Origin of the sequence: Pseudoxanthomonas sp. CCNWLY206-1 (assembly GCF_039710385.1) — a bacterium.
Classification (GTDB): Bacteria; Pseudomonadota; Gammaproteobacteria; order Xanthomonadales; family Xanthomonadaceae; genus Pseudoxanthomonas_A.
The window spans coordinates 635,042-650,096 of record NZ_JBDKXI010000002.1; the positions used below are offsets into that span (position 1 = coordinate 635,042).

The 15,055-nt window shown below is 62.2% G+C and carries 12 protein-coding genes; 2 read left to right on the forward strand and 10 right to left on the reverse strand.

Annotation, left to right across the window (positions count from 1 at the left end; translation table 11 throughout):
• Positions 1-110: 110 nt before the first annotated feature.
• The 6 genes from AADW18_RS06985 to AADW18_RS07010 form a co-directional block, all read right to left on the reverse strand.
• Positions 111-1,127 carry a MoxR family ATPase gene (locus AADW18_RS06985; protein WP_337342629.1) on the reverse strand — a complete coding sequence of 339 codons (1,017 nt, stop codon included), beginning with the start codon at positions 1,125-1,127 and terminating at the stop codon, positions 111-113.
• Between the two features lie 257 nt (positions 1,128-1,384).
• A complete protein-coding gene (locus AADW18_RS06990) occupies positions 1,385-3,325 on the reverse strand; it encodes a type IV pilus secretin PilQ family protein (RefSeq protein ID WP_337342630.1) in 1,941 nt (646 codons plus the stop codon).
• Positions 3,326-3,339: 14 nt separating this feature from the next.
• Entirely contained in the window at positions 3,340-3,879 is a 540-nt protein-coding gene (locus tag AADW18_RS06995) for a pilus assembly protein PilP (protein WP_337342631.1), read from the reverse strand.
• A complete protein-coding gene (gene pilO, locus AADW18_RS07000; RefSeq protein ID WP_337342632.1) occupies positions 3,876-4,541 on the reverse strand; it encodes a type 4a pilus biogenesis protein PilO in 666 nt (221 codons plus the stop codon). The genes AADW18_RS06995 and pilO overlap by 4 nt, the downstream gene beginning before the upstream one ends.
• Positions 4,542-4,551: 10 nt before the next feature.
• Complete coding sequence (locus tag AADW18_RS07005) at positions 4,552-5,328, reverse strand: PilN domain-containing protein (RefSeq protein ID WP_337342633.1); 777 nt, start codon at positions 5,326-5,328, stop codon at positions 4,552-4,554.
• Entirely contained in the window at positions 5,328-6,386 is a 1,059-nt protein-coding gene (locus AADW18_RS07010; protein ID WP_337342634.1) for a pilus assembly protein PilM, read from the reverse strand. Before AADW18_RS07010 ends, AADW18_RS07005 begins: the two co-directional genes overlap by 1 nt.
• 217 nt (positions 6,387-6,603) lie before the next feature.
• Here AADW18_RS07010 and AADW18_RS07015 point away from each other — a divergent pair, with 217 nt between their 5' ends.
• The gene (locus AADW18_RS07015; protein ID WP_337342635.1) at positions 6,604-9,027 is read left to right on the forward strand and encodes a penicillin-binding protein 1A; all 2,424 of its coding nucleotides are present in this window, start codon (positions 6,604-6,606) and stop codon (positions 9,025-9,027) included.
• 110 nt (positions 9,028-9,137) lie between these two features.
• Positions 9,138-9,800, forward strand: a complete 663-nt coding sequence (locus AADW18_RS07020; RefSeq protein WP_337342636.1) for a hypothetical protein — start codon at positions 9,138-9,140, stop codon at positions 9,798-9,800.
• Positions 9,801-9,889: 89 nt separating this feature from the next.
• Here AADW18_RS07020 and AADW18_RS07025 read toward each other — a convergent pair whose 3' ends face one another.
• From AADW18_RS07025 to recG, 4 genes are all read right to left on the reverse strand, one after another.
• Entirely contained in the window at positions 9,890-11,179 is a 1,290-nt protein-coding gene (locus AADW18_RS07025) for a citrate synthase (protein ID WP_337342637.1), read from the reverse strand.
• Between the two features lie 248 nt (positions 11,180-11,427).
• Entirely contained in the window at positions 11,428-11,670 is a 243-nt protein-coding gene (locus AADW18_RS07030) for a type B 50S ribosomal protein L31 (RefSeq protein WP_337342638.1), read from the reverse strand.
• 84 nt (positions 11,671-11,754) lie between these two features.
• Positions 11,755-12,693 carry a nucleoside hydrolase gene (locus AADW18_RS07035; RefSeq protein ID WP_337342639.1) on the reverse strand — a complete coding sequence of 313 codons (939 nt, stop codon included), beginning with the start codon at positions 12,691-12,693 and terminating at the stop codon, positions 11,755-11,757.
• A gap of 253 nt (positions 12,694-12,946) precedes the next feature.
• On the reverse strand, positions 12,947-15,052 hold the full coding sequence (gene recG, locus AADW18_RS07040) for an ATP-dependent DNA helicase RecG (protein ID WP_337342640.1): 2,106 nt from the start codon (positions 15,050-15,052) through the stop codon (positions 12,947-12,949).
• Positions 15,053-15,055: the final 3 nt, after the last annotated feature.

Sequence of the window (15,055 nt, forward strand, 5' to 3'; positions counted from 1 at the left end):
GGCGATCACGTAGAGCGGAGCTTGCTCCGCTGCTCTCATACGAAACAGCCGCGAAAAACAGCGGAGCAAGCTCCGCTCTACATGCCTTGAAGACGATCGTGAACACGTTCTCATGGCAGCGGCACGATATCGAGCAGGGCCGTCGCCAGCTTGTCGCCGTCCCATCCTTCGGCGGTAGCCTCGTAGCTGGGCAGCACGCGGTGACGCAACACATCGGGTGCGATGGCGCGAATGTCGTCCGGCGTGACGTAATCGCGCCCCGCCAGCCATGCACGCGCCCGTGCGCAACGCTCAAGCGCGATCGAACCGCGTGGGCTGGCACCCCAGGCGATACGCCGGGCCAGCTGCGGGTCGTAGCGCCGGGCGTCGCGCGAAGCCAACACCAGTTCAATCAAGTAGCGCTCCAGTTGCGGCGCCATGTGCAGGTCCAACACGGCGGCGCGGGCCGCGAAGACGTCCTCTATCGGCATCTTCTCAAGCACAGGAGCCACCGGCCGCAGCGTGTCTCGGGCACGAGCACGAGCGAGATTGAGGATCTCCGCCTCCGCTTCCGCCGCCGGATAGCCGATGCGTACATGCATGAGGAACCGATCCAGCTGCGCTTCGGGAAGCGGGAAGGTGCCTTCCTGTTCGATCGGGTTCTGGGTGGCCATCACCAGGAACAACTGCGGCAATGGATAGGTCTGCCGGCCAACCGTCACTTGGCGCTCACCCATCGCCTCCAGCAGCGCCGACTGCACCTTGGCGGGTGCGCGATTGATTTCGTCTGCCAGCAGAATGGGGTGGAAAATGGGCCCGGGCTGGAATTCGAAACGCCCGTCCTGCGGACGCCAGACTTCGGTACCGGTCAGATCGGCCGGCAGCAGGTCCGGCGTGAACTGCACCCGCGCGAAATCCGCTTCCAACCGGGAGGCCAACGCCCGAACAGCCGTGGTCTTGGCCAGGCCCGGAGCGCCTTCCACCAGCAGGTGACCGTCCGCCAACAGCGCGATCAAGAGACTTTCGACCAGCGCCGATTGCCCCACGATCGTTTGCGACAAACCATCGCGCAATGCGCTGAATGCCTGGTGCAGACGAGCGTGATCCGAGTCGAGCAAAGAGGGGTTTGGGCTGGCGGAACTATCCATCGGCAAGGCTTCGCTGCGGTGACCAGCCGATTTTGACCGATGTACGCGCCGATGGTTCAGGTATTTCGCGTTGTGGCGCAGTGCGATTCAGGCTTGCCGCTCGAAAACCAAAGCGGGTGCCACATGACCGCCCGTCCGTGGTCGCGTTTGGATGACTCGCTCCCTCGACTCAGTAATCAGCTACTTGGTTCAGACGCTCAACCCAGCTCCATAAAAAAGGGGGCTTACGCCCCCTTTTTAAACCCATCTTCCGGTTCTTACGGCTTTGCGGCTGCGCCACTCACTCGCAGCACCTTGGGCGTGATGAAGATCAGCAGCTCAGCCTTGTCTTTGGCGCGGCCTTTCTTCTTGAACAGATTGCCGAGGAAGGGCACGTCGCCCAGGAACGGCACCTTGGCGATGCTGCTGCGGTCGGAGAATTCATATACGCCGCCGATCACTACCGTCTGGCCATCATCCACCAGGACCGCGGTGTTGATCTCGCGGCGGGCGAGCTCTGGGACCGAGCCAAAGTCGCCCAAGCTGATGAAGCGGATCACTTCATCCTTTTTCACGTTCAATGACAGGAACACCCGGTTGTCGCTGGTAATGGTGGGAACGACCTTCAGCTCAAGCAGGGCTTCCTTGAACTGCACCGTCGGCGTGGCGACGCCGGTGCCACTGCCGGTGACGGTCAGATAACCAACTTCGCGACCTTGTTTGATCACCGCCTCTCGCTGGTTGGTGGTGACCAGGCGCGGGTTGGAAATGACTTCACCGCGACCTTCTTCCTGCAATGCCGACAACTCAAGATCAAGATCGAAATTCCGCCCCAGCAGCGTGTAGGCAATGCTGGCAGCTGAGTTGGTGATGAAACCGCTGGCAGGCAGGTTGACGTTCAAGTCACGCGGCAGCTCGCGATCATCGCCGTTGCCAACATTGACGTTATCAACGACGTTGCCACCAATGATCTGAGTGCGATCGCCAGAGCGACGACCAGAAAGGCCGAACCGTGCACCTAAATCCCGTGCGAAGGAGTCGGTAGCGATCACGATCCGGCCTTCGATCAGCACCTGATCCACAGGTCGGTCGATAACCGCGATCAGTTCCCGCATCTGCGCAATCTTCTTCGGGATGTCGCTGATCATCAGCGTATTGGTGCGTTCGTCGGCGACAACACGCCCACGTGACGAGAGGAACCCGTTATCGTTCTGGCTGTTGCCAGTGCCGCCACCGCCACCACCACTGCCACCAATGCCTTTGGCTTCAGTCAGTGCTTTGAAGATCACGCCGGCATTGTGATAGTTGATCTGGATGTAGTCCGTGACCAGGTCTTCGCGGTTCTCGATCGCGATGCGCGCGTCTTCTTTGTCCTGTTCGAACTTGGCCAGTTCCGGCTGCGGCGCTACCCATACGACACCACCGTCGCGGCGCTTGTCCAGCCCTTTGGCGCGCAACACGATGTCCAGCGCTTGGTCCCAGGGCACATTGACCAGGCGCAGCGTGACGTTGCCCTGCACCGTATCGGAGGCGACGATGTTGAGATTGGATTCTTCGGCGATCAGCTGCAGGACGGTCCGCACCGGCACATCCTGGAAGTTGAACGTTACCGGCCGGCCGCTATACGGACGCGCGGTCGCAGCCACCTTGGCAGCCGCGGTGGCTACCGCTGTGCTGGCAGAAGAAGAACCGCCAACGGCCTGCTGTGCAGCCCGCGGCACAATCTCCACCACATATTCGTTGCCGGTCTGATACGCCAGGGATTCGAAGTTGCCCTGAGTGCTGAGCACCAGTTGCGTACCGTTGCCTTTGACGCTTGCGTCGATACGCTGCACCGGGGTGGCGAAATCCACCACGTTGAGCGGCCGCTGCAAGGAAGCAGGCAATGTGGCATTGCCGACATCCACGATGACATTGGCGCCTTGGTTGCGCAGGTCCGGCATGGCGCCCTGTCCATCGAAACGCAGGATCAAGCGGCCCGCGCCGCCATCGCCCCGACGGAAATCGATGTTGGACACCGAAACGGTGCCGGGTGAAACAGTGGCAGGCGTTGCCTTGGTCGTAGCCGCCACATTAGGCGTGGCAGTCTGCGCTCCCGGAGATCCGGCACTGGCAGCGCTGGCGGCAGCCAACAAGCCGATTGCCAGTCCCAAAGAGCAAACCCGGTGCAAGGCCAGGCGCCGGGACGGCCGCAGGCTGTAGGCATTCAAAGCGGTCATCGTGTATCCCCCAATCATTGATCTTCAAGCGCGATAGCAGCAGGCCGTTCCAGCCAACCGCCTGCGCCATCCGGCACTAGTTCGACAAGTTCCATGCCATCTTCCCGGACCGCGGTGACCCGGCCATCGCTTTGTCCCATGTAAGTGCCGGGACGTACCCGATAGGTCACTTTGTCCGGAGCCATTACCAGTGCAATCAAACCCGCTCCGCGGCCGATGGTGCCGACCATGTCCAGGCTGTCCAGCGGATACTGTTCCAACGTTTCCTTGCGCCGGTTCGGATCCGGACGCAATCCAGGACTATCGCTGTTGTTCCAGGCATCGCTGAAAGGATCGCGCAGCCCTTGTGCGGCGTACTCGAAGGTTTCGAACTGCTGCATCACCGGCAAGGGTTCCAGCGGCGGCGCCGGCCGCGCGCGAATGTCGGCAATCCATTTTTCCAGATTAGGTGCGTCACCCGGCGTACTGGTAATGCCACGGGCGCAGCCGGCCAACAACAACACCAGGCAGGTGAACGCAGTCAGTCGAAGCGTGCTATTCGTCCGCTTGCTCATTTCGCGCCCGCCTTCGCCGCGTCGGCAGCCGCCTGTTCCTGTTCTTGAATTTCCTTCTCATCCAGGTAGCGGTAGGTCTTGACCGTGCCGGAGAGCTCCAGCGCACCCCGGCTGGAAATGGCGCCTTTGCTTTCCTTCGGCTTCAGCGAGATGTCGTGCATGGTCAGGATCACCACCCGCGGCAACGAAGCTACGCCGCTGACGAACGCACCGAACTGATGGTAGCTGCCCACCATGCGTAGCGAGATGGGCTTCTCGGCGTAGAACTCTTTGGGTGTTTCGGGCCCTGGCTGGAACAATTCGTTCGCCAGGCCGCTGGACAGCGCGGTCTGTGAAATATCGATGATCAGATCCGGCATTTCCGTCTTGCTGGGCAGCTGGCGCAACATCTGCTGCAGCACCTGCTCCATCTGTGCCAGCTGTTGCTTCAGTGGTTCCAGATTGGCGGCTTTGCCTTGTTCTGTTTCGAACTTGGTGCGCAAATCGACTTCTGTTCGCTCCAGTCCTTCCAGTGTTTCCACCTTGCCCTTGATCAGCAGCAGATAGGCGAATGCCAGAATGAATATGGAGAGCAACACGCAGAAACCGATCTTGGCGTTCTGCGGCCAACCGCCGATGTTGTTGAAATCGAGGTTCTTAAGCGATGTCTTTTTCTGATTCATGGTCGCTTCCTCAATTCGCCGGTGCCGTACTGGCAGGTTGAGCCGGCGCCGAAGCTGGACTTGCGGCGGGTGCTGGCGGTGTCGCGGCCGGGTTTGTGGAACCCGGCGCCGCGGCTTGCGGCGGCGTAGCAGCCGGTGCGGGAGCCGCGGGCCCAGTCTCGACAGGCGTCACCGCGCCATCTACAGGAACGGTGCCGTCGTCTTCCGTCTTGGCATTCGGGTTGGCAAGCCGGACCTGAAGCGTGAATGCGTAAGGCAGTTCGCGGCTCTGGCTGGTCGCCAACGGGGTTTTGCCGTCTTCCGGCTTTGCCTCGATGATCGACAGATCAGGCTTGGTCATCCAGCCGGAGCTTTCCAGGTTGCGCATGTAGGCGCTGACGCGCGCATTGGATTGGGCGCGGCCTTGCAGCGTCAGCACTTCGCCTTCCTGCTTGATGTTGGCCAGCGCCAGGCCGTCCGGTACCGTGCGGACAAGAGAGTCGAACAAGTGGACCATCTGCGAACGATTGGCCTGCAGTTCCTCGATGACTTTCTTGCGAGCCAGCAAACGGTCTTTCTGCTTGTCCAGTTCCTTGATCTGTTCGTTCTGCGCTTCGACCTTCTTGATCTCCGCTTCAAGAAACTGGTTGCGTGCCTGCTGGCCGCTGATCTGGCGGTCATAGTGGAACCAGAGCAGGAAAGACAGCAGCACGCCAGCGAAGGCCGCGACGCCCAGCATCGCGTAGAACTCGCGCTGCCGCTGGACGCGCCGCTCGGCACGCCAGGGAAGTAGGTTGATTTTTGCCATCAGTCCAAGCTCCTCAAAGCCAAGCCGGTGGCGATCATCAGAGCCGGAGCGTCCTGCGCCAGCGCATGCGCCTGCACACGCGGGCCGAGGGTCATCTGGGCCAGCGGATTGGCGACGACCGTGGGCACGCCCAACTGTTCCTCAACCATCTCCGGCAAACCTTGCAGCGCCGCGCAACCACCCGCCAGCACAACTTGATCGACCCGGTTGAATTCGCTACCGGCGTAGAAGAACTGCAGCAGACGGCTGATCTGCTGGACGGTGGCTTCCTTGAACGGCTCCAGCACTTCGATTTCGTAACTTTCCGGCAAACCACCCTGGCGCTTGGCCAAGCCGGCTTCCTCGTAGGTCAAGCCGTAGCGGCGCATTACTTCGTCGGTGAGCTGCTTGCCGCCGAACACCTGTTCGCGGCTGTACAGGCTACGGCCGCGGCGGAGAACATTCAGCGTGGTCATGGTGGCACCGACGTCGACCAGGGCGACCACGCCGTCCTGGGGGATCGGCAGATCGCTGGCCAGCAACGCGAACGCGTTCTCAACCGCGAACGCCTCCACATCCATGACCCTGGCAGTCAATCCGCCCAGCTCCAGGGCTGATTGCCGCAGCTCCACATTTTCCGAGCGCGACGCTGCCAGCAGCACCTGCACCATTTCGGGATTGTTGGGCATGGGACCCAGCACCTCGAAATCGAGGTTCACTTCCTCGATCGGGTATGGAATGTAGTTGACCGCTTCAAGCTCGATCTGGGCTTCCAGATCGTTTTCGTCCAGATCGGCCGGCATCGGGATGATCTTGGTGATCACCGCGGACCCTGCCACCGCGGCGGCAGCGTATTTGGCCTTACTGCCGGAACGCGTCACCGCTCGGCGAATGGCTTCGCCCACCGCCTCGACCTCGACGATGTTCTTTTCCACCACCGCGTTGGGCGGCAGCGGCTCGACCGCGTAGTGCTCCACGCGATAGCGGTTACCGACGCGGGAAAGCTGAAGTAGCTTGACCGCAGTCGAACTGATGTCGACGCCAATGAGCGGCGACTGGCTTTTTGGGATTAGCCCCACGGTCTTTCCCCTTCCGACGGGCACTGGGCGATATTGCTGACGCCCACATTAATAACTAACTTTTTACGCTTGGCAACCTATGTTTTCGTGGCTGTGCGGCTTGTCACGTTTCACGAAGGTTGTCCCCCAAGTCCCTGTTTCCCCCGGGATCGCCTCAGGCGGCCCCGCCGCTCATCTATACTCTGCCCCCAAGAATTCTGCAATCGGAAAGCACTGGATGCCCCGTTTCCGTCGCTTGATCCGGTGGGCGCTGATCGCGTTCGTCGGCGTCTCCCTGCTGGGCCTCATCGGCCTGGGTAGCCTTTATTACGTGGTTTCCTCCAAATTGCCGGACGTTCCATCCCTGCGCAATGTGGAACTGCAGGAGCCTCTGTACGTCTACGCCAGCGATGGCCGGCTGATTGGCCTGTTCGGCGAGACCCGGCGCTACCCGGTGGCGATCGCGAAGGTGCCGGACAAGGTCAAACAGGCCTTCATCGCCGCCGAGGACTCCCATTTCTATACCCACAACGGCATCGACTACACCGGCATCGGCCGCGCGGTCTGGCAGATCGTCAGCCGCAAGGAAGGCCGGGTCGCCGGCGGCAGCACCATCACCCAGCAGGTGGCGCGCCAATTCTTCCTCAGTTCCGAGTACAGCTATACCCGCAAGCTGGTGGAGATGATGCTGGCGATGCGGATCGAGGAGGATCTGACCAAGGACGAAATCCTTGAGCTTTATCTCAACAAGAGCTTCTTCGGCAATCGCTCCTATGGCGTGGCCGCCGCTGCCGAGTACTACTACGGAAAGCCGCTGGACCAGCTGACATTGGCGGAAACCGCCACGTTGGTCAGCGCATTGAAGTTCCCGTCCAGCGGCAACCCGATCAGCAATCCGGAACGGAACCACCAGCGCAGCGTCTACGTCATCGACCGCATGCTCGAAGACCGCTATATCAGCGCTGCCGAGGCCGCCCAGGCCAAGGCCGAGCCGATGCATGCGAAACCGCACGAGCGGCCGGTGGAGGTCTACGCACCTTTTGTAGCTGAAATGGTGCGCCAGGAAATGATCGCCCGCTTCGGCGGCGACATACTGACCAAGGGCTATCACGTCACCACCACGATCGATGCCACGTTGCAGGTGGCCGCCGACCAGGCAGTGCGCGATGGCCTGGAACTCTACGACCGCCGCCACGGCTGGAACGGCGTTGAACGCCATTTCGATATTGCCGCCGACGCTGACACCGCCACCCTGGCTGCCCAGCTCAACGGCGTTCCGCCACAGGCGGGCCTGATTCCCGGCATCGTGGCCAGTACCCACGGCGACGGCAGCGTGACACTGGTGTTGGCCAACGGCAGTGAGCTGGTGTTGCCGGCGTCGGCGAGCCAATGGACCAACCGCACCCCCGCCAAACTGTTCAAACGTGGCGATGTGGCTCGCATCAAACCGGGCAAGGCCGAGGGCGAATTCGTCCTGACACAGGTGCCGCGTGCGCAGGCGGCGCTGGTGTCGCTGGATGCCAGCAACGGCGCACTGCGGGCGCTGATCGGCGGCTACAGCTTCGCCGGCAACAAGTTCAACCGCGCCACCCAGGCTCGTCGCCAGCCGGGCTCCAGCTTCAAGCCATTCCTCTACGCGGCGGCCTTCGACAAGGGCTTCAACCCCGCTTCGATCGTGCTGGATGCGCCGGTGGTGTTCCGCGACCGTCGTGGCCACATGTGGCGGCCGCAGAACGATGGCGGCGGGTTCCGCGGACCGATGCGTCTGCGCGAAGCACTGGTGCAATCGCGCAACCTGGTGTCGGTGCGACTGTTGGACGGCATCGGCGTGCCGTTCGCGCGCAAGTACATCAGCCAGTTCGGTTTCGATGAAGCCGAACTTCCACCCAACCTCTCGATGTCGTTGGGGACGGCTTCGTTGACGCCGCTATCGGTTGCGCGTGGCTATGCCGTGTTCGCCAATGGCGGCTCCCGGGTCACGCCATGGTTCATTGATGAAGTGAAGGACCGTGAAGGCAATGTGGTTTTCAAGGAGAATCCGGCGGTTGCGTGCCGCGGTTGCGGACAATCGCAGCACGGCGGCGCCGGCCCCGCCAGCAATGTGGTGGATGGCTTCAATCTCGGACCGCTGCAATCCGCCGCGCCCAAACCGGAAGCGGTGGCGAAGCCTGTCGAACCCGAGAAGCCCGTGGATCCCAACACCGTCACCGCACCACGCGCCATCGACGAACGCACGGCCTACCAGCTGATCTCCATGATGCGCGATGTGGTTCAACGCGGAACCGGTACCGCGGCCAAGGTACTGAATCGCGAGGACGTGGGCGGCAAAACCGGCTCGACCAACGATCACCGCGACGCGTGGTTTTCTGGCTTCGGCGGCCCGTATGCGACCACCGTTTGGGTAGGCCGGGATGACTTCCGTTCGTTGGGTTACCGTGAATACGGCGGCAAAGCCGCGTTGCCCATCTGGATCAACTACATGCGCGTGGCGCTGAAAGACAAGCCTGTAGCCACGAACGATCCGCCCGAGGGAATGGTGCAAGTCACCCTCAACGGCGCCACCGAATGGGTCAAGGTCGAAGACATGGAGCGCATCCAGAACTTCGATCTGTTTGGTCCGGAAGATGCCGTGCCGGACGAAGCGGCGTTCGATATCTTCTGAGAACCTGTTGATCACGAAACATTGACGAGGAAGGCGGATGCTCCGCCTTCCTCGTTGTTCATCCAATATCGTGTACAGTCGCCGCAAAAGTCACGACGCGGAGGCTCACTATGCACCACGCTCGTCAGCACGCTGAGACCCGCACCCGCGAACGTCGCCGCCGGCTCGCCCATGAGGCAGCCCGATTGATGGCGGAAGGCGGCATTCGCGATTTCCATCAAGCCAAGCTAAAAGCCGCCAGTCGACTGGGCATCCATGACGATGCGTCGCTGCCGCGCAACCGCGAGATCGAAGATGCGCTGCGCGAATACCAGCGCCTGTTCGCGGGCGAATCGCATGCCGCCGGCCTGCGCATGCGCCGCGAAGCGGCCGCGCGTGCGCTGGCATTCTTCGAACCGTTTTCGCCCCGCTTGATCGGTCCCGTCCTCGACGGCACGGCGGATGCCAACTCCCCCGTACATCTGCACCTGCATAGCGACGACCTTGATGCGGTCGCACGCTTCCTGGAAGAGCACCGCATTCCCGCCGAATCGCGCAGCCGCCGTCTGCGCATGGACCGGGAGCGCATTGCCGACTTGCCGGTATGGATTTTCAGCGCCGAGGACCTGACCTTCGACATTACGGTGCTACCACACGACGCGTTGCGCCAAGCGCCGTTGTCCACTATCGATGAAAAGCCGATGAAGCGCGCATCGGCAACGCAGCTACGGCAGCTGCTGACGGATGAGGAGATCGCGACTTATGAAGCTGATGCCGGCGATGAAGCCACTTAAGTGAACTTCGTTTCTTCAGCCGCATGCAGATAAAAAAAGCCCCGCGATGCGGGGCTTTTTTACTGAAAGACAAGATCAGTAGCTGCGTTTCAGCGCTGGTCCAGGCTCTTGTAATCGCGCACGTCATAGCCGGTGTAGATCTGGCGCGGGCGGCCGATCTTGGCTTCGGGATCGACCTGCTGTTCCAGCCAGTGCGCCACCCAGCCGGCGGTGCGGCCGATGGCGAACATCACCGTGAACATCTCGGTGGGAATCTTCAGCGCCTTGTAGATGATGCCGCTGTAGAAATCGACGTTGGGATACAGCTTGCGCTGCACGAAATAGTCGTCCTTCAGCGCGGCTTCTTCCAATCTCATCGCCACTTCCAGCAGCGGATCGTCCACGCCCAGCTCGCCCAGCACCTTGTGGGTCATCTCGCGGATGATCTTGGCGCGCGGGTCGAAGTTCTTGTACACGCGATGGCCGAAGCCCATCAGCCGGAAGCCGGACTCCTTGTCCTTGGCCTTGGCCACGGCGGACGCGACGTTCTTGGCGTCGCCGATCTCTTCCAGCATCTTCAGCACCGCCTCGTTGGCGCCGCCATGCGCCGGTCCCCACAGCGCGGCAATGCCAGCGGCAACCGAAGCGTAGGGGTTGGCGCCGGTGGAACCGACCAGACGCACCGTGGAGGTGGATGCGTTCTGCTCGTGGTCCGCGTGCAGGATGAACAACAGATCCAGCGCCTTGGCGACCACTGGATTCAGTTCCAGCGGCTCGCTGGGCACTTCGAACATCATGTGCAGGAAGCGGCTGACGTAGTCCAGGTTATTGCGCGGATAACGGATCGGCCAGCCGATCGAATAGCGGTACGCGGCAGCGGCGATCGTCGGCACCTTGGCGATCAGGCGAATCGCGGCCAGGCGGCGTTGTTCCGGATCATTGAGGTCCAACGTGTCGTGGTAGAACGCCGACAGCGAAGCCACAGAGCCACAGAGCATGGCCATGGGATGAGCGTCGTAATGGAAGCCGCCCAGAAAGTTCTTCAGCGACTCATGCATCATCGTGTGATGCGTAACTTCGTGGTCGAACGCTTCGAACTCCGCCTTGCTGGGCAGTTCGCCGTTCATCAGCAGATACGCCACTTCCAGGAAGCTGGAGTTCTTCGCCAACTGCTCGATGGGATAGCCGCGATACAACAGGACGCCGTTGTCGCCATCGATGTAGGTGATGGCGGACTTGCAACTCGCGGTAGCGGTGAAACCCGAATCGTAAGTGAAAAGCCCGGTTTCTTTGGTCAGTTTGGAAACATCGATGCAATCGTTACCAAGCGTGGGCTTGAGTACTGGCAGGGCTACCGATTTGTCGCCTGCATTCAGCGTGACCTGGTCAAGTTCGGACACAGTGTGCGCTCCTTCATGGGGGTTCGCCGACCAGTTACCCAGGCGACGTGTGACGGGAGTCCATGGAATTAACCTTGGATAACCAAATTATCGCATACCGGATTTGGAGCCGTCGCTCTGAAACGGACCAAAATCAGACCAAAGAATGAGGCCACCCGGGTAGCGGGTACGCGGTGCCTGTTTTGTTTTCCGCGCAAACGCAAACGGCCGCGCAATGCGCGGCCGCTGTGCAGCGAAGACAGTACTGATCAGCGCGCGTAGCGCTTCTGGAACTTGTCGATACGGCCGCTGGTGTCCATGACCTTGTGCTTGCCCGTGTAGAACGGGTGCGAGGCCGAGGAGATTTCGACCTTGATCAGCGGATACTCTTTGCCGTCTTCCCACTTCGTGGTTTCCTTGCTGCTCAGCGTCGAGCGGGTCAGGATCTTGAAGTCGGAAGTGACATCGAAGAAGACGACGTCGCGGTACTGGGGATGGATGTCGGCCTTCATGGCGGGCACCGGGTTTCAGGAAGGGAAGAGCGGCATTTTAGCCCGCCCTCCCCTCCAGTGCAACCCGGCCCTCCGGCGGAATCCTCAGACTGCTGCCAGTGCGGCCCGGATCAGGCCCTCGAACCGCTCCTGGTCATAGCGCATCAGGATGTTGGCTTTATCCGGATGCCCGCCTTCCCGCCGCCAATCGACCACGGTGGCGCCACGCGCATGGCTGCCCTGCAGTTCGACGGCCACCGGCCGCTCCAGCAGCTCCTGGGCGCCTTGCGGCTCCAGCGCGAACGCCATCGCCAGCGCATCGGCGGCATACCAGTAGTCGCCGCGGCGATCGATCGACCATAGGCGGGTCTTTTCCGAGATGACGGCATAGAAGCGGGCACGAACCGAATCGGCGTTCAGCCAATCGACCACCTTGTCGTGGTGCAGGCCATGGGCGATGGTCGCCTCCCAGTCAGCCAGGTCGAAGCGGTCGAAGGCCTCGAAGACGACGTGGGCGGCTTCGGGATCGAAATAAATATTGAACTCGGCGGCCGGGGTGATATTGCCGTGCCCCGTCACCGCACCGCCCATCACCACGAAGCGCGCAATACGCTGCGGCAGAGTGGGATCAAGCTTGAGCGCCAGCGCGATGTTGGTCAGCGGCCCCAGTGCCACCAGCACCAGTTCGCCGGCGTGCGCATGGGACAGGCGCAGCAACGCCAACGCTGCATGCTCGCTTTCCGCCGAACGTGGTGAAGGTGCATAGCCAATGTCGCCATAACCGTCGCGACCGTGCACGTATGCCGCATCACGCGCCGGGTGCAGCAAAGGCTGGGCGCAGCCGGCGAAGACCGGCACATCGTCGCGGCCTACCACTTCGCATAACTTGAGCGCGTTGCGCACGGTGTGTTCCAGGCCGACGTTGCCGGCGGCAATGGTCAGACCGACGATTTCATGCCTGGGATCGTTGAACGCCATCAGCAGCGCCAGCGCGTCGTCCACGCCGGGATCGGTATCGATCAGCAAGGGAATTTTCTTCGCCATGTCTCTTCGCTCAGTGTGAGCCGCCGAGTCTCTCACTACTGGGTTGCGGGGGAAAGTCGTTGGGTTTGCTTCTTGTAGAGCCGAGCTGCGCCCCGCGATAGCAACAAGTCGGTAGCAACCGGGCCGTCGCAACGGCAGGCGATAGCGAATAGCCGCCTTTCAGCCCTTAAGGTGCTTCTCGTAGAGCCGAGCTTGCTCGGCTGCTTTTGGATTGACGCAAAGAGCAGCGGAGCAAGCTCCGCTCTACGACATGCTACGCCGACGCATACCGCGCTGCGCCGCCCACCCAGCGGCCAATGATGCGATCGGCGACATCCGGCGATTCGGACAGTAGGCGATCGGCCAGTTCCCGCACTTGAGGCAGCAACCCTGCGTCGCGCGCCAGATCGGCCACGCGGAAGGTGGCAAGCCCAGTCTGCCGCGTACCTAACAATTCGCCCGGGCCACGTAGCTCCAGGTCTTTTTCCGCGATAACGAAGCCGTCGTTGGTCTGGCGCATGGTCGCCAGCCGATGCTTGGCCATCATCGACAGCGGCGGCTGGTACAGCAGCACGCAGTTGGAAGCCATCGCGCCGCGCCCCACCCGCCCGCGCAGCTGGTGCAGCTGCGCCAGGCCCAGGCGCTCGGCGTTCTCGATGATCATCAGGGATGCGTTGGGCACATCGACGCCCACTTCAATGACCGTGGTGGCTACCAGCAGATCCACCTCCCCTTGCTTGAACGCCCGCATGGTCGCCTGTTTTTCTGCAGCCTTCATACGCCCATGCACCAACGCGATACGCAGTTCCGGCAGCGCAGCGGAGAGTTGTTCGTAGGTGGTCTGGGCCGCCTGCGCGACGACCTCATCACTATCGTCGATCAACGTGCAAACCCAATAAGCCTGGCGGCCTTCGGCGCAAGCGGCGCGAATGCGTTCGACCAGTTCCGGCCGGCGCTCCGCGCTCAGTGCCACGGTATGCACCGGCGTGCGGCCCGGCGGCAACTCGTCAATCGCCGACACATCGAGATCGGCGTAGGCGGCCATTGCCAGCGTGCGCGGAATCGGCGTGGCGGTCATCACCAACTGGTGCGGCACCGACGTGCCCAAGGCACCCTTGTCGCGCAGCGCCAGCCGCTGGTGCACGCCGAAGCGATGCTGTTCGTCGACAATGGCCAGAGCGAGATCGTGGAAGGCCACCGCCTCCTGCATCAGTGCATGAGTACCGACCACCACCTGCGCCGCACCGGATGCAATTTCCGCCAATACTGTTGCCCGCGCCTTGCCGGTCACCTTGCCGGCCAGCCAGGCCACCTTTACGCCCAACGGCTCCAGCCAGTTGCGCAGATTGACCAGGTGCTGTTCCGCCAGGAGCTCGGTCGGCGCGGCCAACGCAGCCTGCCGGCCCGATTCCACCGCCAGCATCGCCGCCAATGCGGCGACCACGGTCTTGCCGCTACCTACGTCGCCCTGCACCAGCCGCAGCATCGGCATCGGTTGTTTCAGGTCGGTGCGGATCTGCTTGAATACACGCTGTTGCGCGCCGGTCAACTTGAATGGCAGTGACGCCAGCAAATCAGCCGCCAGCCGGCCTTTGCCGGTCAGCGCGGGCGCCTTGTGCCGCTGCATGGCGATACGCTGCCGGCGCAGGCTGAGGTGGTGCGCCAGCAATTCTTCCATCGCCAGCCGGCGTTGTGCCGGATGGGTGCCCACTGCCAGCGCGGCGAGATCGGCGTCTCGCGGCGGGCGGTGCATGATCAGCAAGGCCTCACGCAACGAAGGCAGGTTCAAACCGCCCAGCGATTCCGCCGGCAACAGTTCCAACGCGGCCTCGTCCGGCAACTTGTCCAATGCCTGCCCGATCAGCCGGCGCAACGTCGCCGGACCGATGCCCTCGACGGCTGGATACACCGGGTCCAGTTCGTCGCCCAGCTCGGCCTCGTCGGCGTCGCCCAGCACGCGATAGCTCGGGTGCACGATCTCCAGGCCTTGGTGGCCCGGCTTGGGTGTGCCGTAGCAACGCACGCGCGTGCCCACCGAAAACTGCGCCACCTGCGCTGCACGAAAATGGAAGAAGCGCAGCACCAGCGTGGAATGCGAGTCGTCGGCGATCGCCACGCGCATCATCGGCCGGTACCGGAAACCACGCTCCACCGCTTCCACGCGGCCTTCCACCTGCGCCGGCGTGCCCGGCTGCAAGAGCCGAATGGGCGTGAGCGAGGTGCGGTCTTCATAGCGCAGCGGCAAGTGCAGCCACAGGTCCTGCAACGTGCACAAACCGCGCGCCGCCAATTTCTCGGCCACGCGCGGCCCCACTCCGGGCAAAGTGCTCAAGGACTGCTGTTGAAGATCGACGGACGCTCCGCCTTTTCGAATCGGCATCGG